The 23,224-nt window shown below is 66.6% G+C and carries 21 protein-coding genes; 13 read left to right on the top strand and 8 right to left on the bottom strand.

Features of this window, described 5'->3' with window-relative positions; genetic code table 11:
• Positions 1-438, top strand: a complete 438-nt coding sequence (locus NFH97_RS06365) for a TadE/TadG family type IV pilus assembly protein (RefSeq protein ID WP_349624561.1) — start codon at positions 1-3, stop codon at positions 436-438.
• Between the two features lie 137 nt (positions 439-575).
• Here the strand turns inward: NFH97_RS06365 and NFH97_RS06360 are convergent, their stop codons facing one another.
• From NFH97_RS06360 to NFH97_RS06350, 3 genes are all read right to left on the bottom strand, one after another.
• Positions 576-824 (bottom strand): YfhL family 4Fe-4S dicluster ferredoxin, encoded by a 249-nt coding sequence (locus NFH97_RS06360; RefSeq protein WP_045991409.1) that lies wholly within the window; start codon positions 822-824, stop codon positions 576-578.
• A 187-nt stretch (positions 825-1,011) separates the two neighbouring features.
• On the bottom strand, positions 1,012-1,491 hold the full coding sequence (coaD, locus tag NFH97_RS06355) for a pantetheine-phosphate adenylyltransferase (RefSeq protein WP_045991410.1): 480 nt from the start codon (positions 1,489-1,491) through the stop codon (positions 1,012-1,014).
• A complete protein-coding gene (locus NFH97_RS06350; RefSeq protein WP_045991411.1) occupies positions 1,491-3,422 on the bottom strand; it encodes a beta-ketoacyl synthase in 1,932 nt (643 codons plus the stop codon). The genes coaD and NFH97_RS06350 overlap by 1 nt, the downstream gene beginning before the upstream one ends.
• Before the next feature lie 543 nt (positions 3,423-3,965).
• On the opposite strand from NFH97_RS06350, the gene trmB reads away from it, so the two are divergent.
• Complete coding sequence (gene trmB / locus NFH97_RS06345; protein WP_045991412.1) at positions 3,966-4,655, top strand: tRNA (guanine(46)-N(7))-methyltransferase TrmB; 690 nt, start codon at positions 3,966-3,968, stop codon at positions 4,653-4,655.
• 59 nt (positions 4,656-4,714) lie between these two features.
• Here the strand turns inward: trmB and NFH97_RS06340 are convergent, their stop codons facing one another.
• Complete coding sequence (locus NFH97_RS06340) at positions 4,715-5,620, bottom strand: LysR family transcriptional regulator (RefSeq protein ID WP_108131158.1); 906 nt, start codon at positions 5,618-5,620, stop codon at positions 4,715-4,717.
• A gap of 113 nt (positions 5,621-5,733) precedes the next feature.
• Here NFH97_RS06340 and NFH97_RS06335 point away from each other — a divergent pair, with 113 nt between their 5' ends.
• Positions 5,734-6,150 (top strand): PACE efflux transporter, encoded by a 417-nt coding sequence (locus NFH97_RS06335; RefSeq protein WP_108131159.1) that lies wholly within the window; start codon positions 5,734-5,736, stop codon positions 6,148-6,150.
• Entirely contained in the window at positions 6,147-6,476 is a 330-nt protein-coding gene (locus tag NFH97_RS06330) for a DMT family transporter (protein ID WP_045991415.1), read from the top strand. The genes NFH97_RS06335 and NFH97_RS06330 overlap by 4 nt, the downstream gene beginning before the upstream one ends.
• On the opposite strand, the gene NFH97_RS06325 is transcribed toward NFH97_RS06330, so the two are convergent.
• A complete protein-coding gene (locus NFH97_RS06325) occupies positions 6,470-7,894 on the bottom strand; it encodes a mechanosensitive ion channel domain-containing protein (protein ID WP_349624560.1) in 1,425 nt (474 codons plus the stop codon). The genes NFH97_RS06330 and NFH97_RS06325 overlap by 7 nt on opposite strands.
• 316 nt (positions 7,895-8,210) lie before the next feature.
• Between NFH97_RS06325 and dacB the strand changes: the two genes are divergently transcribed.
• From dacB to aroQ, 4 genes are all read left to right on the top strand, one after another.
• Positions 8,211-9,689 carry a D-alanyl-D-alanine carboxypeptidase/D-alanyl-D-alanine endopeptidase gene (gene dacB, locus NFH97_RS06320; RefSeq protein ID WP_349624559.1) on the top strand — a complete coding sequence of 493 codons (1,479 nt, stop codon included), beginning with the start codon at positions 8,211-8,213 and terminating at the stop codon, positions 9,687-9,689.
• Positions 9,690-9,726: 37 nt separating this feature from the next.
• Entirely contained in the window at positions 9,727-10,101 is a 375-nt protein-coding gene (locus NFH97_RS06315; protein WP_045991417.1) for a diacylglycerol kinase, read from the top strand.
• Between the two features lie 181 nt (positions 10,102-10,282).
• Positions 10,283-13,258: a bifunctional [glutamate--ammonia ligase]-adenylyl-L-tyrosine phosphorylase/[glutamate--ammonia-ligase] adenylyltransferase gene (glnE, locus tag NFH97_RS06310; protein ID WP_349624558.1), complete on the top strand. Its 2,976-nt coding sequence runs from the start codon at positions 10,283-10,285 to the stop codon at positions 13,256-13,258.
• 260 nt (positions 13,259-13,518) lie between these two features.
• Entirely contained in the window at positions 13,519-13,959 is a 441-nt protein-coding gene (gene aroQ / locus NFH97_RS06305) for a type II 3-dehydroquinate dehydratase (protein ID WP_108131164.1), read from the top strand.
• Between the two features lie 21 nt (positions 13,960-13,980).
• Here aroQ and NFH97_RS06300 read toward each other — a convergent pair whose 3' ends face one another.
• The 3 genes from NFH97_RS06300 to NFH97_RS06290 form a co-directional block, all read right to left on the bottom strand.
• Entirely contained in the window at positions 13,981-14,904 is a 924-nt protein-coding gene (locus tag NFH97_RS06300; RefSeq protein WP_349624557.1) for a DMT family transporter, read from the bottom strand.
• 164 nt (positions 14,905-15,068) lie between these two features.
• Positions 15,069-16,040 (bottom strand): AEC family transporter, encoded by a 972-nt coding sequence (locus tag NFH97_RS06295; RefSeq protein ID WP_349624556.1) that lies wholly within the window; start codon positions 16,038-16,040, stop codon positions 15,069-15,071.
• 68 nt (positions 16,041-16,108) lie between these two features.
• Positions 16,109-16,900: an IclR family transcriptional regulator domain-containing protein gene (locus tag NFH97_RS06290; RefSeq protein WP_349624555.1), complete on the bottom strand. Its 792-nt coding sequence runs from the start codon at positions 16,898-16,900 to the stop codon at positions 16,109-16,111.
• 356 nt (positions 16,901-17,256) lie between these two features.
• Between NFH97_RS06290 and NFH97_RS06285 the strand changes: the two genes are divergently transcribed.
• The 5 genes from NFH97_RS06285 (at position 17,257) to NFH97_RS06265 (ending at position 22,916) form a co-directional block, all read left to right on the top strand.
• Positions 17,257-18,645, top strand: a complete 1,389-nt coding sequence (locus NFH97_RS06285; protein ID WP_349624554.1) for a class-II fumarase/aspartase family protein — start codon at positions 17,257-17,259, stop codon at positions 18,643-18,645.
• Between the two features lie 183 nt (positions 18,646-18,828).
• The gene (locus NFH97_RS06280; RefSeq protein WP_108131168.1) at positions 18,829-19,650 is read left to right on the top strand and encodes a CoA transferase subunit A; all 822 of its coding nucleotides are present in this window, start codon (positions 18,829-18,831) and stop codon (positions 19,648-19,650) included.
• Positions 19,647-20,426 (top strand): CoA-transferase subunit beta, encoded by a 780-nt coding sequence (locus tag NFH97_RS06275; protein ID WP_108131169.1) that lies wholly within the window; start codon positions 19,647-19,649, stop codon positions 20,424-20,426. Before NFH97_RS06280 ends, NFH97_RS06275 begins: the two co-directional genes overlap by 4 nt.
• An 87-nt stretch (positions 20,427-20,513) precedes the next feature.
• Positions 20,514-21,719, top strand: coding sequence for a 3-oxoadipyl-CoA thiolase (gene pcaF / locus NFH97_RS06270; RefSeq protein ID WP_349624553.1), 1,206 nt, complete (start codon positions 20,514-20,516; stop codon positions 21,717-21,719).
• Positions 21,720-21,737: 18 nt separating this feature from the next.
• Entirely contained in the window at positions 21,738-22,916 is a 1,179-nt protein-coding gene (locus NFH97_RS06265) for an alpha/beta fold hydrolase (protein WP_349624552.1), read from the top strand.
• The last annotated feature ends 308 nt before the right edge of the window (positions 22,917-23,224 follow it).

Genomic DNA, 23,224 nt, shown 5'->3' with positions numbered 1-23,224 from the left:
ATGCATAGAGGCAAGGGCACGCGGGCGTGCCGCCAGGGCGGAGCAGTGGCCATCGAGTTTGCCATCGTGCTGCCGATCTTCCTGCTGTTGCTGTACGCCCTGGTCAGCTATTCGGTGGCCATGGTGCAGCAGCACCAGTTGACCCAGGTGACCAGCGAGGCGGCCAGGTCTGCCGCGGTGGTGGCGAGCGCCCCCTGGCTCGCCGACGAGGATATGCTGGCCGAGGCCACCCAGCGAGTGCTGGACAGCATCGAGGCCATGGGCTGGCTCGCCGACGATACCCCTGGCTGCATCGAAGGTGCCAGGGTGGCGATCGAGGGCGACACCCTCACGGTGTGTCTTGAGCGCTCGCTTTCGATAAAGACCTTGAGCGTGGCGGGCATCAGCGTCCCCGATCTGCCCGACGCCTTGAGTGGGCGGGCGGTGATCAAGCTCTAGCCGGCGTGCCGCCCCTGGCCTTGAAACGACACGAGCCGCCCTTGGGCGGCTCGTTGAGATTTTCGGGTCGTGGCTTGCGAGAGGTGGTGTGCGGGGCGTGGCTTGCGTCGTCGAGCAGGCCTGGCCCGTTGCCGGACTCAGGCAGCGGTGATGATGTGGTACTTCTCCATCAGCTGATCGTGGCTCTCGACCCGCTCCGGGTCCAGCGGAATGCAGTCCACCGGACACACCTGCTGGCACTGGGGCTCGTCATAGTGGCCCACGCATTCGGTGCACAGGTTGGGGTCGATGACGTAGATCTCCTCGCCGGGAGAAATGGCGCCATTGGGGCATTCCGGTTCGCAGACGTCGCAGTTGATGCACTCGTCGGTGATCATCAGTGACATTGGGGGTCCTCGCGCAGAGTCGTGGCCACAGGGCCAAGGCAGCGTGCCGCCGGAATCTCGCCGTCGCGAGGGGGCCGGGCAGGCTGCACGGGGGCTCGGCATGGCCGATAGCCACCCTGGAGTTCGGGATCAACGGGAAGACCACGGCCTGATCGCAGCGCGCCGAGGTCAATTCCCAGTGTGATGGTCAAGTATTGTAATGGCTACGCAGGGTTTGTGCGACCTTGGGGTGCACATGCTTCGAGATGTCGCCGCCCAGCCGAGAGATCTCCCGCACCAGAGTGGAGGAAATGTAGGAGTTCTCCACCTCCGGGGTCAGGAACACGGTCTCCAGGTCTGGCATCTGGGCGCGGTTCATGTTGGCCAATTGCAGCTCGTACTCGAAGTCGGAGACGGCGCGCAGTCCTCTCAGCAGCACCCGGGCGTTCTGCTCTTTCATGAACTCCGTCATCAGGCCGGAAAAGCCCACCACCTCGACGTTGCCAAGGGAGGCAACCACCTCGCGGGTCAGCGCCAGGCGGGTGTCCAGGTCCAGCGTCGGGCCCTTGCCAGGGCTCGAGGCGATGGCCACCACCACCTTGCCGAACAGCCGCGAGGCGCGCTCGATCAGGTCATAGTGGCCATTGGTGATGGGATCGAAGGTGCCAGGATAGATGGCGGTGGTCATCACCTCTTCTCCTGTCTCTCGTCAGCGAACGGCGTGTCCAGCTCGTCGCCGGCTTCGTCGAGCCGGCCAAAGGGATTGTCCACGCTCAGCGACACCGGCTGCTGGTAGCCGGGGATGTGGATGCTGTCGGCACCGACCTCAAGCTCAGGGCCTTCCAGCACGCCTTCACCGAAACGATAGCGCACGGCGAAGTGTCCCGCATCGGCCTGTTGGTGGTAGACGGCGGCCTGGGCCCGCGTGGCCTCGCGACGCTCGCGCCAGGCGGCCATGGCATCGGCGCCGTGGCGCTTGGCCAGCAGCCGTTCGGTGGCCTCGGGGGAGATCAGCACCCCGGTGGCGTTGTTGCCGCCAAAGCCCTTGGCGTTGATCAGGCTGGCGTCGGCCTTGAACGCCTGGGTGTCCTTGAACAGTCGCAGGCGCTCGGCGTGGACGTCGTCGGCGACCCGGTCGAGGGTACAGATGCCCGGCAGCAGGCCGTAGGCGAAGCTGCCCAGGGCGTTGGTGAGCTGGTCGCCGGCGGCGCTGCCCTGGGAGTGGCCAAGGTAGGCCTTGATCGCCACCACCGGCCAGTCGGTGATGCCGTGGGCCTTGGCCACGGCGTCGAACACATGGGACTCGGTGGTGCGGTTCTTCGGCGTCGAGGTGCCGTGGGCGTGGATATAGCTGCGTTCTCGCAGGCTGGTCTCGCCGAGCATGTCGCGAATCAGCGAGCAGGCCTTGCCCAGGGTCACGTAGTTGCCGATGCCGGGGGCCGAGATCGAACGCTTCCAGCCGTCGGCGTTGACGAACACCTCCGGTGCGGCGGCCAGGATATCGGCACCCACTTCCAGCGCCAGGCTGTCGTCCATCAGCATCACGAACTGGCTGGACTCACCCATGGTAAAGCCGCAGTTGCGGGCGAAGGGGCGGCTGGCGCGCTGGTAGTCGGCGTCGGTCAGAAGCTCCAGGGCGTCCAGCGCCTTGAGGCTGTCGTCGTCGGCCAGCGCCCCCATGGTGCGAAAGCCCTCGATGATCTCGGGGGTGATCGGGGCGTCCGAGGTGCCGACCATGACGATGCGGCGGCGGCCGCTTCTGATGTCGTCGATGCCCAGGCGCAGGTTGTAGAGGAAGCTGGCGCAGGCGCCCAGAGCGGCGCCGGTGGCACCGACGCTACCCAGCACATAGGCATTGAGGAAGTCAGCGGGCATCTGGCCGTAGCCCAGCGGCATCTGCTTGGAGGTGGCGCGCTTGCCCGAGACGAAGCTCTTGAGCAGGCCTCCCCAGCCCTCGTCGTCGAGCTGACCGATGGAGTTGCCGGCATAGACGGCGATGGCGTCCGGGTCCAGGCGGTCGCGCAGCGAGTCCCAGTCGAGTCCACTGTCACCGAGGCAGTCGCTGGCGGCGAATACCGCCATGGACAGCCCGCGCGGGTGGTGCACGCTACGGTAGAGCTGACTCGGGTCGAAGCCGCTGGGCAACTGGCCTGCGGCACGGACCTGGGCCTGGCGGGTCTCCGGCAGCATCACGTCCATCTGGCCGGCGGGTACCGTGACTTCCAGATGATGGCGATCGACCTCACGCACCTGCCAGGTGGGCGGCAGGTTGTCCGGTAGCTGCCTGCGGCGCAGGCGAAAGGTCAACGGCGATTCCAGCGCCAGGTTGGCGCGGCGATTGGCGGGCAGCCCCTCGTCATTGAAACGGGGATCCTCGATGCGACGAATCAGGGTGTGACTGAGCACCTGGTCGCGGGTCTCCTGCGCCAGCTGGGCGGCATCGAGCACCTGCCCCTGGGCGTTGTGCCAGCGCTGGTCGGCGTCGCAGTGCGCCAGGCGCATCATCGCCGCCAGGCCGAGCAGGGTGGAGGTCTGCTCGGCCTCGGGAAGGGCGTCGAGCACGGTGCGACGGAAGGCCTGGTGGCCCGAGGTACGGCCGGCCGGGTTGACGCCGCCCATGCCCACGATCACCGGTAAGTGTGACAAGCCGGAGTCCTCGTATTGAAGCGGGTGAAAGGCTCGCTCTCGGAGCGGAGAAACGACATTGAAGGGCGCTGCGACAGCCCCGGACAGCCTGGCTGTCCGTGAACGAGGTAAAGACGGCTCGACTCTCGTGTTGCCTTGCAGCGATAGCGTGACGATCGCCTGCAAGCGTCGGTCGAGAGGAGCCTGAACCTCACCATTCTGGCGGCGAGGAGTCGTGCCTCGCGCGATGCCGCGTGCGCCCCAAGCAAAACGCCGTTCGATATTGCCATGGGAGAGGGATTCAGGCCAGCGATGTTAGCACTTGGTCTTGCCTCAGTCATGCGCGTTTCGGTGAAGCCAAGGGGGAGAAAGGCTTGGCGCCGGGGCTCGCGCCTGGTCTCGCTCGACAACGTGGATGGTGAAGGCGGGACGAGTCCTGCGGTGTAAGCCCCTGCTTACGCGTGAGGCACTTGATACACTGCACGCCAGGGCAAGACCAGGTCTTCGCCTCGCCGTTTCCACTGCCCGAGATCGCCCATGTCCGACGCCCCCCGCATCGTCACCTCGAACCAGACCGGCCCCCACGAGGACCTGCCGCGTCGGGTCAGTCGCGGTCTGTCCCATGTCTGGCGCAAGCCGCTGGCCGAGCACACCCGTGAAGCCTTCGCCGAGGCCGAGACCTGGCGCAGGGCTCAGGGTGAGCGAGGGCTTATTCTCGACGCCTGCTGCGGGGTCGGGCTGTCGACCCGCAAGCTGGCCGAGCGGTTTCCCGAGCACTGCGTGATCGGCGTCGATCGCAGCGCCGATCGACTGTCGCGGGACCACGGCCGGCTGCCGGACAACGCCCTGCTGGTGCGCGCCGACCTGGTCGACTTCTGGCGGCTGGCGCTGGCCGAAGGCTGGCGACCGGAGCGCCACTACCTGCTGTACCCCAACCCCTATCCCAAGTCGGTGCAGCTCAAGCTGCGCTGGCACGGGCATCCGGTATTTCCCGCCATCGTCGGCCTGGGCGGACGTCTCGAGGTGCGCTCCAACTGGCGTCTGTACATCGAGGAGTTCGCCATCGCCGTGTCCCGGGCCACCGGCGTCACCACACCGCTGGGGCCCTTCGACCCCGGCGATGACCCGCTCACCCACTTCGAGCGCAAGTACCATGAGCACCACCAGCCGCTGTGGCACCTGGTCGTCAACCTTGACCATCGCCCGGGGCTGATGCCCGGCATGTAAGCGGCCACTCGCCGACTCCCAGGCCGGCACTCTACCAGGGGGGGGGCACGGCACATGGCTCACCGGGACGAATTGTGCTCTAGCGCGCGGAAGCTTTCGCCCAGGGTCCGGGCGAGCCAGCTGGCGATGGGGCCACGGGCGGCGTCGCGGCGGGCCACGGTCTCCACCTCGATGGTGGGGGGCTCGCCGAGTCCCGGTCCGGTCAGCTCGACCAGTTGGCGCCGGAAGGGTGGATAGTGCGCGATGTGCTCCGGTACCAGCGACCAGCCAAGCCCGCGGGCGGTCAACTCGGCCATGGAGTAGAAGCTGTTGAGTCGCCAGTGCTGGGGGCTCAACGGTTGTTCGGCCTGACGGTCTGGCTGGCGCGAGGCGATCATCAGCTGGCGATGATGGGCCAGTTCGCTAGGGGTCACCGAGTGGACGCTGGCCAGGGGGTGGTCGCTACCCGCCACCCAGCGCTGGCGCAGGTGGGCGATACGCTGACCCTCCAGCGGGCCGGCGGTGTGGGCCTGGCTCAACAGGATGCCGAGATGGGCGGTGCCCTGTTCGACCCAGTCGGCGACGTCGCCCTGGGCGCCGTAGAGCAGGGTCAGCGACAGCGCCGGGTAGTGTTGCGCCAGTGCCTCCAGGGTGGCATCCACCGGCGGCATCTCGACCAGCGCCTCGTGGATGGCCACCACCAGCTGGGCCTCCTCGCCCTGGGACAGGGTCGCGGCTCGCGCATTCAGGCGCTCGCACTGGGCCAGCACCGCCCTGGCTTCCGGCAGTAGCGCCTGACCCGCCGGGGTCAGGGTTGGCGAGCGCGAACTGCGGTCGAACAACTCGCAGGCCAGATCGAGCTCGAGATGGGCGATGGCGGTGCTCACTGCCGACTGGGCGCGGCCAAGGTGGCGCGCCGCGGCGGAGAAGGAGCCGCGCTCGGCGCAGGCAATGAACAGGCGCAGCTGATCCAGAGTCCAGTGCATGGGGTGGGTCTCACCTATCGTAAAACCTGATAGTAGCTACCTGGCAACCATCGTCCAAGTCACTAGAATAGCGATCCATCGATAGTCATCATGCCGTCGGCGGGAGTAGTGAAATGCGGTCGCTCAAGGAACGCCTGGTCCATATGGTGTCGTTTGAACTCGGCGGGCTGGTGATCGTCACCCCGTTGGCCAGCGTGCTGACAGGCCACGGTCTGGGTGAGATGGGCGCGCTGGCGGCGGGGCTGGCCACCGCCGCCATGCTCTGGAACCTGGTCTGGAACTGGCTGTTCGATCGCTGGCTGCCGACCCGTCGGCGCACCCTGTCCCAGCGTTTCGCCCAGGCCATGGGCTTCGAGACCGGGCTTCTGATCATGACCCTGCCGGCGGTGGCCTGGTGGATGGAGATCGGCCTGGTCGAGGCATTCTGGCTCGACGCCGGCTTCATGCTGTTCTTTCTGGTCTATGCCATGGTCTTCAATTCCCTGTTCGACCGCCTCGTCGAACGTCGACTCCACGGAGCAAACGGATGAGCTACTTGTACCTGGCGCTCGCCATCGTGGCCGAGGTCATCGCCACCTCGGCGCTCAAGGCCTCCAACGAGTTCACCCGGCTGTGGCCAAGCGTGGTGGTGGTGGTCGGCTACCTGGCGGCCTTCTATCTGTTGTCACTGGTGCTGCGCAGCGTGCCGGTAGGCATCGCCTACGCCTTCTGGGCGGGGCTTGGCATCGTGCTGGTGACCCTGGTGGGTATTGTGGTCTACGGCGAGAAGCCAGACCTTCCCGCGGTGATCGGATTGGCCATGATCGTGGGGGGTGTCGCTGTCATTCAGCTGTTTTCCTCGGTGTCCTCTCACTGATGAGGTGGTTCGTCGTGTGACCGGGTTGAGTCGTTGCCGCCCAGCAGGTCGGTGCGGCCTTCCGGCGGCGTCGTAGTGCCGATGGACTGCTCGATGGCCCGGCGTTCGGTCTCGAGGCCGCCTTCGGCACTGGTGACGTCGGCATTGTCGCTGGCCGGGACGACGTTGCTCTGTGCTGTCGTGGCCGGTGTCGCGACTCCCTGAGGCGGCTCGACGGCGGAGACATCTGATGGGGAAACGACGGGTACCCCCTGGGGAAAGATGATTTCCCGGGCCTCGTCCGGCATCGAGATACCGGCTTCGGTCAAGGTGTTCTTGATCTGGCGCAGTACTGCCGAGCGCAGCTTGACGCCGGCGATGGTCTGGCCGTCAAACCAGAAGTAGGCCTTGAGATTGACCGTGGATGCGCCAAGGGCATCGACCAGTACCATGGGTTCGGGGTGCGCGATGATCGCTTCGTGCGCGGTCAGAACCTGATGGATCAGCGTCTGGGCATGGGTGACAGAGTCATCGTAGCCGATGCCGATATCGACGCTGGTCCTGAGGCCTGGTGAGGTGGAGTAGTTGATGACGATCGTCTTGAAGATCGTGGCATTGGGAATCTGAATATGATTGCCCTCGGCAGACAGCAGCACCGTCGAGCGGGCGTTCATGCTTTGCACGATTCCGCTGTGCTCTGCGACGGTGATCCAGTCGCCGCGACGAAAGGGCTGGCGTATCGACATGATCAGCGTGGCCAGGAAGTTCTCGGCGATGTCGCGAAAGGCAAAGGATACGACAATGCCGATCATGCCGGCGCCGCCGACCACGGAGAACGCCAGGCCGGTCAACCCGGCGACCTGCAGGATGAGATAGATGCCGAGCAGCAACACAGGAAGGGCGATGGCACGGGCCAGCACCTGGCGTAGAAAGGGCGAGGCGACACGCTTGCGCAACAGACGCCTGGCCAGCGCCGAGACCAGGCGTGCAAGCAGCCAGGCCAGCGGCAGCACCAGCAACGCCAGCAAGGCCAGCGGTACATAGGTCAACGCCTCGCGGCCAAAGCGCCCAAGTTCGTCGATGACCGGCGTCAGCGACAGCGTGAATTCGGGCTGCACCTCGATGCGATTGACGACGGCGACAACGCCCTCGGTCTTGGCGGCCAGGGAACCGGCCCAGTCGCGGTGGTTCCCCGAGGCCGTCGCACCGTCCAGGTAGACGATGCCTTCCTTGACCTCGACGGCGAGACTACGATACCAGCCGGCCGAGGCCAGAATGCCGGTCAATCGACGTTCGATATCGGCATCCTCGGTGCGCTCTGAGACCGCGATCGTCTGGGTGCCCTCGACGCTCGGCGCCTCCTGGGCACGTGCGCTGCTGTCGAGTACGACGTTGCCAAGCATGGTGCCAAGGATCAGTACGTACAGGATCCCGCGCATGGCCTTTCTCCACGAATGCAAGTCGCTTCTCAGCATGCTGGTATTTTCCTGGCTTAGCCACTGCAGGCTGTGCTTGGCTGGCGCTGTTTCTGCTCGTCGATACGCGCGGTCGTGCGTCGGGTGACGTCGGTCGAATTAGGCGGGTGGTTCTCCGAGGATTGTGAGAATCGTCACCGATCCGCCGCCGGCCCGGTGGCGTAGAGAGCGTGCGTGGTCATGTCATCAAGCTATAGTCGAATCCTTGGACGCCAGGCGGTAGACTCGGCCCTCGTTGCGCCACATGGGCGCAACGCCCGTTCATCGCAGGGAAGTCTTCATGTCGCCTCGCTCGCCATTCGCCTGGCCCGTTCTCCTCGTTTCCGCCCTGGTGGCGTTGTGCCTCACGCTGTTGTCCGCCGCCTCGGCGCAGGCCGCCGGCTTCGGCAATCTGGCCGAATTATCCAAGCAGGGCTTTCTGATCAGTGCCGAGGCACGTCTGCTCGGCACCGGTGACGCGCCTGGCGAGACCCTCGGCAGCCTGACCCCGGAGCGCCAGCTTACCCCGGCCTCGGTGACCAAGGTCTACACCGCGGCAGCGGCGCTGGATGCCTGGGGCCCGCAGCATCGTTTCACCACCGAGCTTGTCAGCACCGCGCGCCCGGGAAGCGACGGTACCCTGACCGGCGATCTGGTTATGGTGGGGGGAGGCGATCCCAGCCTGACCAGCGAGGACCTGTGGCGCCTGGCCCAGCGTCTGCACCAGGCCGGGGTGCGCCGGGTGACCGGACGGCTGGTGGTCAGTCAATGGCGCTTCGGCCCGGTGACCTGCCGGACCATCGATCGCTGCACCGCCCGCGAGCGCTCCGACAACGCCTACAGCGCGCTGCTGACCTCGGCCGGGGTCAACTACGGTAGCTGGTGCGTGCAGGTGGCGCCTGGTGCCGTCGGCGGCCCGGCGCGTATCACCGGCTGCAACAGCCAGGCGCCGCTGTTCGCGGTCAACAACAGGGTCACCACCCAGGGCGCCAACGCCGGCACCAGCCTGCAGGCGACCCGGGTCAATGGCGCCGAAGGCGAGACCCTGACGGTCAGCGGCCAGATCTCGTCCAACGCCCTGCCGCGCGAGGTCTACCGTGCCAGCGCCGACCCGGCGGCCCAGACGGCGGCGACCCTCAACGCCATGCTGGCGCGCTCCGGCATCCTCGTCGAAGGCGGTGTGGCCACCAGCAGCGAGGCGCCCCCCGGCGGCGCCCGTCGCCTGGCAGCGGTGGACGGCAAGCCGCTGCAGGAGATCCTGCTGCGCATGCTCAACTACTCCAACAACTACATGGCCGATGTGCTGGCGCTGGATCTGGTGGAGGGGCCGCGGGTCGAACTCGATCAGGCCGGTGCGGCGCTGGAGGCCTTCGTCGCCCGGGTGCCCGGCCACGGCGAGGTGACCCTGGAAAGCGGCAGCGGCCTGACCACCGGTAACAAGATCTCGGCCCGGGGCGGCAACGCCCTGCTCGAGTACATGTTCGGGCGGGCGGACCTGTTCCCGGTGTTCAACGCCGGCCTGCAGGCCCCGACCAACGGCCCCATGCGCTTTATCCGGCGCGGCTCGCCGACCTTCCAGAGCCACGTGACGCTCAAGACCGGCACCCTCAATCAGCCGGTGGCGGTACGCGCGGTAACCGGCTACTTCCGTACCGCCAGCCACCGCTTCGGCGTTTTCACCGTGCTGGTCAACGGCACCGCCAACACCCCTTACATCAGCTGGGCCAGGGTGCTTGACCTGGTATCCCTGGATCTCGACCGCATGATTGCCAACCACTGAGGGGCCGGGAGCGCCCCTTTCGCCACGAGGAACCCTCATGAAGCCCGGACACACCGGCTGGCGCCACCTGATTCACTCGACGCGTTACTCGCTCAAGGGCCTGCGGGCCGCCTTTCGTCACGAATCTGCCTTCCGTCAGGAGCTCGCGCTGTGCCTGGTGCTGGTACCGCTGGCCTGGTGGATCGGTGACACCCCGGTGGAGTGGATCCTGCTGGTCGGTAGCTGCTTCATGGTGCTGATCGTGGAACTGCTCAACAGTGCCATCGAGAGCGTGGTCGATCGCATCGGCCCCGAGCGCCATGTGCTGTCCGGTCGGGCCAAGGACATCGGCTCGGCGGCGGTGATGCTGTCGCTGGCGATGGCGGGGCTGACCTGGGGGCTGCTGGCCGTGGAGAAGTTCCTGATGGCATAAGCGGCCGTGCTCACACGACCGGGCTTGCCTGATGGCCCAAGGGACCGTGCTCACATGCCCGGGCTTGCCCGATGGCCTAAGGGACCGTGCTCACACGCCCGGGCTTGAGTATGCTCAGGGGAGGAGCACAGGCCCGCCGTGATCTGCGCACGGGGGCGACGAGTGAACAAGGAGAGCCGCCATGCAGCTGAGCCAGGATTTCTTGCCCCGAGACGACATCCCCACCGCCCTTGTCGGCGCCCTGGATGCCGCCTGGGAGCGCCTTGCCTCGCGGCTCGAACAGGCAGACAACGTCGCCGAAATGAGCGGCAATGAGCCCCCCGGCGAACTTTATCAGGCGCTGGAGCCCCATCGTCGGGTCGAGCTCGCCCGGGTGCTGGCGATCTCCGAGTTCGCCTGCGAGACCCTGTGTCGCCATCCCCAGTGGCTGGGTTGCCTGGACTCCAGCGGCGAGCTGGACCGTGCCTTGACGCCCGAGGCGCTCAGGCAGCTGCTCGACGAGGGCCTCGAGGCCGCCGAGGACGAAGCTGCCATGCAGGCGGCGATTCGGCGCTTTCGTGCCGCGCGCATGCTGGCCATCGTATGGCGCGACATCAACCGTCCCGAGGGCGTCGACGCCTGGGCCACCGGTGCCGCGGTGTCGCGCCTGGCCGAGGTCTGCCTGGAAGGGGCGCTTGGCTGGCTCGAGCGCTTTGTCGAGACCCGCTGGGGGCGTCCTGCCCCGCGCGAGGACGGCAGCGAACAGCGCCTGGTGGTGCTCGGCATGGGCAAGCTGGGCGCCGGCGAGCTGAACCTGTCGTCCGACATCGATCTGATCTTCGCCTACCCCGAGAAGGGCGAGACCCAGGGTGGGCGCAAGTCGCTGGACCACGTCGAGTACTTCACCAAACTCGGGCAGAAGCTGATCTCGGCGCTGGACCCGGTGACCGCCGACGGCTTCGTCTTTCGCGTCGACATGCGCCTGCGCCCGCTGGGTGACGGTGGGCCCCTGGTCGGCAGCTTCTCGTCGCTGGCCGGCTACTACCAGGATCAGGGCCGCGAGTGGGAGCGCTACGCCATGCTGAAGGCGCGCCCGGTGGCCGGCGATATCGACGCCGGCTATGAGCTGTTGTCGAGCATCCGTCCCTTCGTCTACCGCAAGTACCTGGACTTCGGCGCCATCGAGTCGCTGCGCGAGCTCAAGGCGATGATCAATCGCGAGGTCCGTCGCAAGGGCATGCAGGGCAATATCAAGCTGGGGCCTGGCGGCATCCGCGAGGTGGAGTTCATCGTTCAGGCGTTTCAGTTGATCCGCGGTGGGCGCGATACGGAGCTGCAGGTAACCTCGCTGAAGACCGCCATGCAGCGCCTGCCGGAGTTGGGCCTGCTGCCCCAGGAAGTGATCGACGAACTGCTGCCGGACTACGCCTTTCTGCGTGATCTGGAGCACGCCATCCAGGCCCTCGAGGATCGCCAGACCCAGGCGCTGCCCGACGACGACCTCGACCGCGAGCGGGTGGCGCTGGCCATGGGCGCCCAGGGCTGGCCGGCGCTGATGGCGCGCCTGGACGAAGTGCGTGGGCGGGTGCGCAAGCACTTCGACGCGGTCATCAGCGACCCCGAGGACGAGGTCGAGGAAGATGGCGTCGACGAGGGCGCCAGTCTCGACACCTGGCGCCAGCTATGGCGCGGTGAGCCGGACGATGACGAGGCCCAGGCGACACTGCAGGACGCCGGCTTCGACGATGCCGCCACCGCACTCAAGCGAATCAAGGGGCTGGCCGGGTCACGCCAGGTGCAGGCCATGCAGCGGGTGGGCTTCGAGCGCCTCGATGCACTGATGCCGCTGCTGCTGGACGCGGTGGCCGAGAGCGAGGCACCGGATGCGGCGCTTGAGCGGGTGCTGCCCTTGATCGAGGCGGTGCTCAGGCGCACCGCCTATCTGGCGCTGTTGCGCGAGAACCCCGACGCCCTGGGCCACCTGATGAAGCTGTGTGGTGCAAGTCCCTGGATCGCCGAACAGATCGCCCGCTACCCGATCCTGCTCGATGAGCTGCTGACTCCGGACACCCTCTACACCCCGGCGGACAAGGAACGCCTGGCCGACGAGCTGCGCCAGACCCTGGCGCGGATTCCCGAGGACGACGAGGAAGCCCAGCTCGAGGCGCTGCGGGTGTTCAAGCACGCCCAGGTGCTGCATGTGGCGGCCTCGGACATCGCCGGCACCCGCCACCTGATGAAGGTCAGCGACTACCTCACCTACATCGCCGAGGTGATCCTCGACGCCGTGCTGGCCATGGCCTGGAAGACCCTGACCCGCAAGCACGGCTATCCACTGGGCAAGGACGGCGAGCGCGCCGGTAAAGCGCCGGAGTTTCTGATCGTCGGTTACGGCAAGCTTGGCGGCATCGAGCTTGGCTACGGCTCGGATCTCGACCTGGTGTTCCTGCACGACTGCGCCTCCCAGGGCGAGACCGACGGCAAGCGGGTCATCGACAACACCGTGTTCTTCACCCGGCTGGGCCAGCGCATTATCCACCTGTTGTCGGCGGTGACGCCGGCGGGTTCGCTCTACGAGGTCGACATGCGGCTGCGCCCCTCGGGCAACTCCGGTCTGCTGGTCAGCCCGCTCAAGGCCTTCGCAGAGTACCAGCGCGAGCAGGCCTGGACCTGGGAGCACCAGGCGCTGGTGCGCTCCCGGGTGGTGGCCGGTGACGCGACCCTGGCCGAAGGCTTCGAAGAGGTGCGCCGGGAGATCCTCGGCCGCGAGCGCGATCGCGAGGCGCTGCGCGAGGAGGTGGTCAAGATGCGCCACAAGATGCGCGACCACCTGGGCTCGAAGGGCTCCGCCGATACCTTCGACCTCAAGCACGATCCCGGCGGCATGGTCGACATCGAGTTCCTGTGTCAGTACGCGGTGCTGGCGCTGTCTCACCAGACACCGGAGCTGATGCGCTTCAGCGACAACATGCGCATCCTCGAGACCCTGGAGGAGACCGACCACCTCGAGGCCGGCGAGGCCCAGGCGCTGCGCGACGCCTACCTGGCCGCGCGCAGCGCCAACCACCGCGCCGCCCTGACGCGGGAAAGCGCCCGCGGCGACGTCGAGGCGTTCAAGGACCACCGCCGAGCCATCATCGACGCCTGGAAAGCCTGGCTCGAGCCTGAACAGGGGTGATTGACGGCGGGGCCCAGCCCCGCTCGAGTGGTACATCGCAAGAGGGCGAGGCACGTCTGGGCAACAGGGCAAACACCTGATGAAGCGACATGTCTGAGGGTTCAAGCGTCGCAACTCGCTGCCGGTTCGCGCCAGCCGGTTCGTGGTCCTGGGCGTGGACGCCTTCAGGCACTTCTGTGAGGATGAGCGAAAGCGTGCCGCCGACGAGCAGGCCGTCTCTCTTTTGCCCACCACCGGCATGAACTGTTGAAGGAGAATCCTTGATGAGTGGCAAGGTACTGGTCCTGCATGGCCCCAACCTCAATCTGCTGGGCACACGCGAGCCCGAGATCTACGGCCACGAGACCCTGGCCGATATCGACAACGCGCTGCGCGAGCACGCCGTGCTCGAGGGGTGGGAGCTCGCCAGTCGTCAGAGCAATCACGAAGGTGAGCTGATCGACGCCATCCATGCCGCGCGTCTCGATGGCACCGTCGCCATCATCATCAACCCTGCAGCCTATACCCACACCTCGGTGGCGATCCTCGATGCCCTGAACGCCTTCGACGGCACGGTGATCGAGGTGCACCTGTCCAACGTGCACAAGCGCGAGAGCTTCCGCCACCACTCCTACGTCTCGCTGCGTGCCGATGGCGTCATCGCCGGGCTCGGCAGTCAGGGCTACCACGCCGCCCTGGATGCAGTGATCAGGAAGGGGTGATCGGAAAGGGCTGACGCCGGTTCAGCGATCGCGCCCCCGAGTCAGCGCCAGGGTGATTCCCGCGGCGCTGATCAGCGCCGCGCCGATCCAGGTCTCCGGGCGTGGCACGTCGCCGAAGAAGAGGAAGCCGAACAGCGCCGCCCAGACGATCTGCAGATACAGAAAGGGCGAGACCAGCGAGGCCGGCGCGTAGCGCATGGCCAGGATCAGCGTGAGCTGGCTGGCGGCGCCCATCAGGCCGACGAAGACGAACAGCGGCAGATCTCCCAGTGCCACCGGGGTCCAGAAGGCCGGAACCACCGCTGAGCTGACCAGGGCGCCGGCAAGGCCCGCGTAGAACAGCGAAGTGAGGGGATGGTCCTCGCGCCCGAAGCGTCGGGTAGACAGCTGGTAGAGGGCGAAACAGGCGGTCAGACCGAAGGGCAGCAGTATCGCCGGGTTGGCGCGCCAGTCCACCGGGCCCACGCAGATCACCACCCCACCGAAGCCCACCAGGATCGCCAGCCACTGGCGCCAGCCGACCCGCTCCTTGAGCAGCGGAATCGCCAGCAGGGTCACCAGCAGCGGCGAGCTGAAGTTGATGACGTAGACCTGCAGGATCGGCAGGGTGCGAAAGGCCAGGTAGGCGAAGGTGCTGGCCCCCAGCAGCAGCAGGCCACGAACGAACTGTCCGCCCAGGGATGACGTCTTGAGCATGGTCATGCCCGGCCCACGTCCCAGATAGACCAGGTAGCCGGTCAGCACCAGCATATGGCCAACGTAGCGCGCCCATACCACCTGCACCGGCGAATAGTCCTGGGCCAGAGTCTTGACCCCGGTGTCGAGCATGCAGAACAAGAGCCCCGCCGCCAGCATGAAGGCGATGCCCTTCATCGGCCGGTCGCGATTGAGGGCCTGGGGCGGCGTCAGGGGCGTAGTGTCTGGTGTCGATGAAGGTGTGGACATGGCGGGCCGTTGGCGGTCGAAGCGGGACGGCGACATTCGGCGCCGACAAAAAAAGTAGCAAGCTAAATGATGCCTTTCATGGTACGTGAGCCAGCAGTCGGTCGCCAGCGAGTCAGCCAGGGTTGGGCATCAGGCCTCAGTCACTCGTCGGCACCGCAATGGTGTCAACCAAGCAGCGGCATCAGGCCGGTATGTGATAGCGCCCACAGGACAACGCTAAGAGTCACAAAGCTCGATAGCGTGCTTGCCATCAGGGCGGCGGCACCCACGCCCTCCATGCCGAAGCGCTGGGCGATCAGCGGGTAGATGCTGATCATCGGGCAGGCGGCGAAGATCATGGCGCCGGCGAAGATCAGGGGGGGCAAGGGCGCCAGGACAGCCTGGAAGGCCAGCAGCATGCCCAGCACCAGCATCGGGTGGAGGACCAGCTTGCCGAGCATGATCTGGCCCATGTCCTTGACCATGCCGCGGATCTTGAGGCCGTACAGGGTGCCGCCGATGACGAACAGCGCAGCGGGCCCGGCGGCGCCGGCCAGCAGCTCGATGGTGCGATCCAGCGTCGCCGGCAGGCGTATTCCCAGTGCCGCCAGTGCCAGCCCCAGGCTCAGCGAGATCAGGATCGGGTTGCGGGTTAGCCTGGTCAGGGTCTGGCGCAGGGCATCACCGGCGCGGGTGTCGCGCTGCTGACCGACCTCGGCCAGTACCAGGGCGCCGGGAATCACCAGCAGGATTTCGACCATCATGGTGTGGACCATGATGATGCCCGCCGCCGCCTGACCCAGCGCCAGGGCAGCGATCGGGTAGGCGACAAAGCCGCTGTTGGAGGCGGACATGCCAAGGGCCTGGATGGCCCGCTCGGTGGGGGACTTCTTTTGGCGATTGCGCGGCAGCCACAGGCAGGCGACGAAGGTGGCCACGGAGCCCAGGGCGTAGGCCGCCAGCAGCGGCAGGCTGATCACCTCGCCAAGCGAGTTGCGGGTCAGGGCGCCGAGGATCAGTGCCGGCAGCGCGGCGTACAGCACGAAGTTGGCGACACCGGAGAGCTGCACCGGCGACACCAGGTTCCAGCGACGGGCCAGAAAGCCGACGCCGATCAGCAGAAAGATCGGTGTGGTGATGGAGAGTATCGCTAGCATTCAGGCCTCCCTGCCATTGTCATACTTCCCCATGTGCGCCTGTCCCCGGTGCGCTCAGACAAGGGCGATCAGCTCACGTTGGCGCGAATCTGGCGAGCCTTGCCCTGGAGCAGCGGCAGGTAGCGCTCAAGCAAGGTGTCGTGGTCGATTCTGGCGGCATTGGTGCTGATATTGATCGCACCGATCAGCTCGCCGTTGGCGTCGAAGGCGGGTACTGCCAACGAACGCAGCCCAGAATCCAGCTCCTGATCGACGATGGCATAGCCCTGCTGGCGAGCCTGGAGGATGGCGCGCTTGAGCTCAGCCTTGTCGGTGATCGTCTTGTCGGTGAAGCGCTCGAGGGTGGTGCGCTCGATAAAGGCATTCAGTTCGTCGTCGGTCTTCTGTGCCAGCAGCATGCGCCCCATCGAGGTGTAGGCGGCGGGCAGCCGCGTGCCCACCGACAGGGTGATGGCCATCAGCCGCTGGCGCGACGCCGAGCGCGCCACATAGGTGACCTCATCGCCGTCGAGTACGCCAAGAGAAGAGGATTCGCCGCTTTCTGTGGTGATGTCCTCGAGCACCTGCTGGATCAGGTGCTGATAATTGTTGGCGGACAGGAAGGCGTAGCCGAGCTTGAGCACTCGCGGCGCCAGCTCGAAGTGGCGGTGGTCCTTGCGCACATAGCCCAGGGCGTGCAGCGTCAGCAGAAAGCGTCTGGCGCGAGCACGGTTCATGCCGGTGCGCGTCGCCACCTCACTCAAGGTCATCCGAGGGTGGGCCTCATCGAAGGCCAGAATGACGTCGAGGCCGCTGGCGAGGGCAGTGACGAAGTCGCGGTCATCCGGGCTCAGGGCGGCGTCGGCCGGTGCCGTATCCATCGAGGTGTCCTTTTTTCAGATTCGAGTGTCACTAAGATCTAGTGTTGCAGTGATCGAGCGCCACGACGTGAGAGCGTTGTACAGCCCGAGCGACGATGATAGCAGGGCAGCGTCCGGATACGGCCCCCGATGTCATGGCGGCAAGAAGACATTCGTCTTCTGTGGGCGACGGTTTGCTCCCGTGTTGTCGATAATCTAGCATGCTTGTTCGAGGTGCGAACACCTGTGCGACTATTGGTGGAGCGGCCACGCTGTCGCCATCGCGTGTCCTTGTCGTTGCCTCCTTGCTGCTATCCCCTTGAACTCGCCCCGGTCGATACGCCCCATTCGCTCCCCAGAAGAAGAGGAACCTTGCCATGTCCGACGCCCTGCTGAGCCATCCATTCATGAGCCAGAGTGCCCTGGAAGCCTGTCGCGACGATGACCTGGTGGCCTCGATGCTGGCCTTCGAACTCGCCCTGGCGCGCGTCCAGGAAGGTGTCGGCGCACTGCCAGCGGGCAGCGCCGGGCGCATGGCGGCGGCGCTTGAGCATCATGACTTTGACACCGCGGCCATCGCCCGGGGTATCGCCAGCGGCGGCAACGCGGCGATCCCCTTCGTCAAGGCCGGGCGAGCGGCGTTGCCGGACGAGCTCAAGGCGTGCTGGCACCAGGGGGCGACCAGCCAGGATGTGGTGGATTCGGCGCTGATGCACCTGCTGACGCCGCGCCTGGCGAGCCTGGATGGCCTGCTCGAGCGCTGTCGCAACGCGGTTCTCGCGCTGATGCGTGACCACGAGCAGACGCCCATGGTCGGCCGTACCCTGATGCAGCAAGCGCTGCCGATGACCTTTGGGGTCAAGGCGGCCCAGTGGGGCATCGGGCTCGAGCGCGCGCGACGCCGGCTTGGGGATATCGCCGCCGAAGGACTGCCGGTGCAGTTCGGCGGTGCAGTGGGGGTGCACTCGGGCTGGGGGGAACAGGGGGTCGAGCTGATGCAGGCCTTGGCCGAGGAGCTTGGCCTGTCCTGCCCGGTACTGCCCTGGCATACCGACCGCCAGCCGATCCATGCCTTGCAGACCGCCCTGGACGCCGTCGCCGGGGCGTTGGAAAGCCTGGCGCTGGACGTCGCCCTGCTGACCCAGACAGAGGTTGGCGAAGTCAGCGAGCCGAGCGCCCCTGGCATGGGCGAATCGTCGTCGATGCCGCACAAGCGCAATCCGGTACGCTGCGCCCTGATTCGCGGCGCGTCGCGTCGGGTGCACGGCCACACCACGGTGATCATCGGTGCCGTGGCTCAGCCGCTGGAACGGGGCCTCGGCGAGTGGCACGCCGAGTGGGCACCGCTCAGCGAATCGGTGCTGCTGGTGGAAGGGGCGCTGGAGCAGGCGGCAACCCTGCTGGAGGGACTCGAAGTACATCCTGAGCGCATGGCCGCCAACCTGGCGTTGACCGGCGGCGCGATCATGGCCGAGCCGGTGGCGCGCCTGCTGACACCCCACCTCGGCAGCGACAGGGCCAAGGCGCTGGCGGCCGAGGCTGCCGAGACCGCGCGCCGCCAGGGGCGTCCTTATCACGAGGTCTTGCACGGAGTGCTGAAGGCGGAGGCGGGCGAGCCATCCACCGCAGAGCAGAGCAGTGAGGCTCCCCGGCAGCCCCTCGATATCAGTGTCGAGCAGCTCAAGGCCGCCACCGATCCGGCGTTATACATTGGTAGCAGTCGACAACAGGTCAGCAAGGCCAGGGAGTGGCTGGAGCAACGCTAACACGTTGATTGATAGGTAGAAAAACGAGAAGGGGCGGGAGCGGCGTATGCCGTTCCCGCCCTTTTTGCGTTTGACGGCCCTGACGATCGGCAGTAACTTGTTCGTATAACAAACCTACGTTCACATAGCGAACAAGGCTGTTCTGTCCACCGCATTGGTTCATCGTTAACAGAGGCAACCCACATGGCCGAGATCCTGAGTCTTGACGAAGCGGTAAGGCGCTACGTCCATGACGGCGCCACCGTCGCCATGGAAGGCTTTACTCACCTGATTCCTTTCGCCGCCGGGCATGAGGTCATTCGCCAGCGTAGGCGCGACCTCACCCTGATCCGGATGACCCCGGACCTGATCTACGACCAGTTGATCGGTGCCGGCTGCGTGAAGAAGGTGATCTTTTCCTGGGGGGGCAACCCTGGCGTCGGCTCGCTCCATCGCCTGCGTGATGCGGTGGAAAAGGGCTGGCCCCACAAGGTCGAGATTCTCGAGCACAGCCACGCCGCCATGGCCTGCGCCTTCGAGGCTGGCGCCGCCGGATTGCCGCTGGCGGTGCTGCGCGGCTACGTCGGCAGCGAGCTGCCCAACGTCAATGACCAGATCAAGTTCATCGAGTGCCCCTTCACCGGCGAGCGCCTGGCGGCGGTGCCCTCGGTGCGCCCGGACGTCTCCATCGTTCACGCCCAGAAGGCCGACCGTGCCGGCAATGTGCTGGTCGAGGGGATCATCGGGGTGCAGAAGGAAGCGGTGCTGGCAGCCAGCCGCGCCATCGTCACCGTCGAGGAGATCGTCGATGACCTGGACACCCACCCCAACGCCTGTGTGATCCCAGGCTGGGCCATCGACGCCATCGCCGTGGCCGAAAAGGGCTCGCTGCCGTCCTACGCTCACGGCTACTACCCGCGTGACAACCGCTTCTACAAGGAGTGGGACGCCATCGCCCGCGATCGTGACGCTTTCACCCGCTGGATCGACGACAACATCATGAACACCGCGGAGGACGCCCGATGAGCACCGCAATCGACTACAGCGCCAGCGAGATGATGACGGTCACCGCCGCCCGGGCGCTGGAAAACGGCATGACCTGTTTCGTCGGTATCGGCCTGCCGTCCGAGGCCGCCAACCTGGCGCGACTGACCCATGCCCCCGAGGTGGTGCTGATCTACGAATCCGGCACCCTGCAGACCAGGCCGGACGTGCTGCCGCTGTCGATCGGCGATGGCGAGCTGTGCGAGTCGGCGCTGACCACGGTGTCGGTGCCGGAGATGTTTCGCTACTGGCTGCAGGGCGGCAAGGTCAGTGTGGGCTTTCTGGGCACCGCCCAGATCGATCGCTACGCCAACCTCAACACCACCCTGATCGGCGACTACACCGCACCCAAGGTGCGCTTGCCCGGCGGCGGCGGCGCCCCGGAGATCGCCACCAACGCAGGTGAAGTGTTCATCACCCTGAAGCACTCGCCGCGGGCCTTCGTGCGTGACGTCGACTTCATCACCACCCTGGGCTTTGGTCGCGACGGCAAGGGACGCGACGGCGTACCCAATATCGGCAAGGGGCCGACTCGCGTGATCAGTGACCTGTGCGTGATGAAGCCGGACCCGGAGGATCGTGAACTGACGGTGGTCTCGCTGCATCCCGGCGTGACGCGTGAGCAGGTCCAGGAGGCCACCGGCTGGGACATTCGTTTCGCCGCCGAACTCGAGACCACGCCGGTCCCCAGTGCCCATGAGCTCGAGGTGCTGCGTGAGCTGAAGGCGCGCACCGATCGTGCCCACAGCGGCCAGTAACCGGCCCGTCAGCCCCAACCAGACCTCCATTTCGCCCCTTCCCCGACACACCCTGCGCCAGTGCGCGGGGTGACCAAGGAGTCCGACATGACCGACGTCTTTCTCTGTCATCCCCGTCGCAGCGCCATCGGGCGCTTCGGTGGCACCCTGGCAAGCGTGCGTCCCGACGACCTGGCCGCCGACATCTTCAAGGCGGTGCTGGCCCAGGCGCCAGAGCTTGACCCAGGCGCCATCGAAGAGGTGTTCATGGGCTGTGCCAACCAGGCCGGCGAGGACAACCGCAACGTGGCGCGCATGTCGGCGCTGCTGGCGGGTCTGCCGACCTCTGTGCCCGGTACCACCATGAATCGTCTGTGCGGCTCCGGCATGGATGCGGTAGGCACCGCCATGCGCGCGATCAAGGCCGGCGAGATGGATCTGGCCCTGGCCGGCGGGGTGGAATCGATGTCCCGGGCGCCTTACGTCATGGGCAAGGCGGAAGGCGCCTTTTCACGGGGGCAGCAGATCGAGGACACCACCATCGGCTGGCGCTTCGTCAACCCGCTGATGAAGAAGCTTCACGATACCCACTCGATGCCCGAGACCGCCGAGAACGTGGCCGAACAGTTCGACATCTCCCGCGCCGATCAGGACGCCTTTGCCGTGCGCTCCCAGCAAAAGGCTGCCCAGGCCCAGCAGGAAGGTCGCTTCGCCGAGGAAATCACCCCCATCGAGATCCCCTGGCGCAAGCAGCAGCCGCTGGTGTTCGACATCGACGAGCATCCTCGCGCCGGCACCACCCTTGAGAAGCTGGCCACCTTGCCGACCCCCTTCAAGGACAATGGCAGTGTCACCGCCGGCAACGCCTCCGGGGTCAACGACGGCGCCTGTGCCATGCTGGTCGCAAGCCAGGCGGCGGTGGAGCGCCATGGCCTGGTGCCGATGGCGCGTATCGTCGGCATGGCCACCGGCGGGGTGGAGCCGCGCATCATGGGCTATGGCCCGGTCCCGGCGGTGCGCCGGCTGCTCGAGCGCAGCGGCGTTACGATCGACGAGATCGACGTGATCGAGCTCAACGAAGCCTTCGCCGCCCAGGCCCTGGCCTGTCTGCGCGACCTCGGCGTCGCCGACGATGACCCCAGGGTCAACCCCAACGGCGGGGCCATCGCCCTGGGCCATCCGCTCGGCATGTCCGGCGCACGCCTGTTGATGACCGCCGCACACGAGCTCAACAGGAGCGGCAAGCGCTACGCCTTGTGCACCATGTGTGTGGGCGTGGGGCAGGGCATCGCCACCCTGATCGAACGGGTATAGAGGAACAGGAGAGAGGTCATGGCATTTCTGAATATCGAAGGACGCAGTGTCGCGTATCGCCTGCTCGGCGCCGAGGCCAATCCTCTGGTGGTGCTGGCGCATCCGCTGGGCATGAGCCAGGCGGTGTGGGACGACGTCCTGCCGGTGCTGCTGCCACGCTACCGGGTGTTGACCTGGGACCTGCCCGGTCACGGCGCCAGCCAGGCCTGGGGCGACGGGCCGATCACTCCGGCCGAACTGGCGAAGGAAGCCATCGCCCTGGCCGACCACGCCGGCGCCGGACGCTTCCACTTCGTCGGTACCTCCATCGGTGGCGTGGTGGGGCAGCAGCTGATCAGCGAACACGGCGAGCGCCTGCTCTCCGCCGCCCTGACCAACACCGGGGCGGTGATCGGCACCAGCGAGCTATGGACCACCAGGGCCGAGCGTGTGCGGCGCGAGGGCCTGGCGGCGATGTCCGGCGAGATCGTGCCGCGCTGGTTCGCTCCCGCCTGCTTCGACGCCGAGCCGGCCCTCAAGGCGGGCTGGTGTACCCAGATGGGGCGCGGTGACGACGAGTCCTACGCGCTGCTCTGCGAAATGCTGGGGCGAGACACCTTCACCGGCAAGCTTTCCGGCAAGGGCGTCAAGGTGCAGCTGTTCGGTGGCAGCGAGGACCTGGCGACGCCACCGGCCACCCTGGAGGCCCTGGCGGCCGAGTGCGACGGCGCCCCGCTCGAGGTACTCGAAGGCGTCGGTCACGTGCCTTCGGTAGAGGCGCCAAGCCGATTCGCCGAGAAGCTGCTGGCGGTGATGGCGGTGGACCTGGGAGACGTGGGCGCGGAGGGCGTCGACTATTCCACTGGCCTTGCGACCCGCAAGCAGGTGCTGGGCGAGGAGCACGTGGCCCGCTCCACCCACAATGCCAACAGCCTGGACACTCCGTTTCAGCAGATGATCACACGGCTGGCCTGGGGCGAGCTGTGGTCCAACGACGACCTGACGAGACGCGAGCGCAGCATGATCACCACCGGCATTCTCGCCGCCCTGGGGCGCGAGGAGCTGACCCTGCACCTGAAGACCGCCCAGCGTATCGGCCTCAGCGAGGCGGAGCTGCGGCAGGTGCTGATGCACGTGGCCATCTATGCCGGCGTGCCGGCGGCCAATCATGCCTTTGCCCTGGCCAAGGAACTGGGCTGGGGGACGGTCGAGCCCTGAAGGTTCGTCGTCATGCGTTTGATGGAAGCCACTGAATGAAGGTGACGGGGAGCCCCATGTCTGGTGATGTCGGCCTGTGTCTGGCGGCTCCTTGTTCCTGCGTCAGCATCCCCGGCGCGAGCGTGCCTGATGCCGTCGTGAAACGGTGCGGACGTCAGTTCGCCGGCCCGCATCGGCAGACCTATCGTCAGTAGGACCCCGGTACCTGGCATCGCCTTCGAGCCTGCCTCTGTTCGCCTGCGGCATCTCGCTCCACTTGCAGGCCCACCGTTACTTCAAGGATGAGCTCGGGACCAATGTCGCCTGCC

Source organism: Halomonas sp. SCS19, assembly GCF_040147015.1.
In the GTDB taxonomy this organism is placed as follows: domain Bacteria; phylum Pseudomonadota; class Gammaproteobacteria; order Pseudomonadales; family Halomonadaceae; genus Halomonas; species Halomonas litopenaei.
Note: the sequence above shows the minus strand (reverse complement) of the source record. Positions and strands in the feature narration are given on the sequence as shown.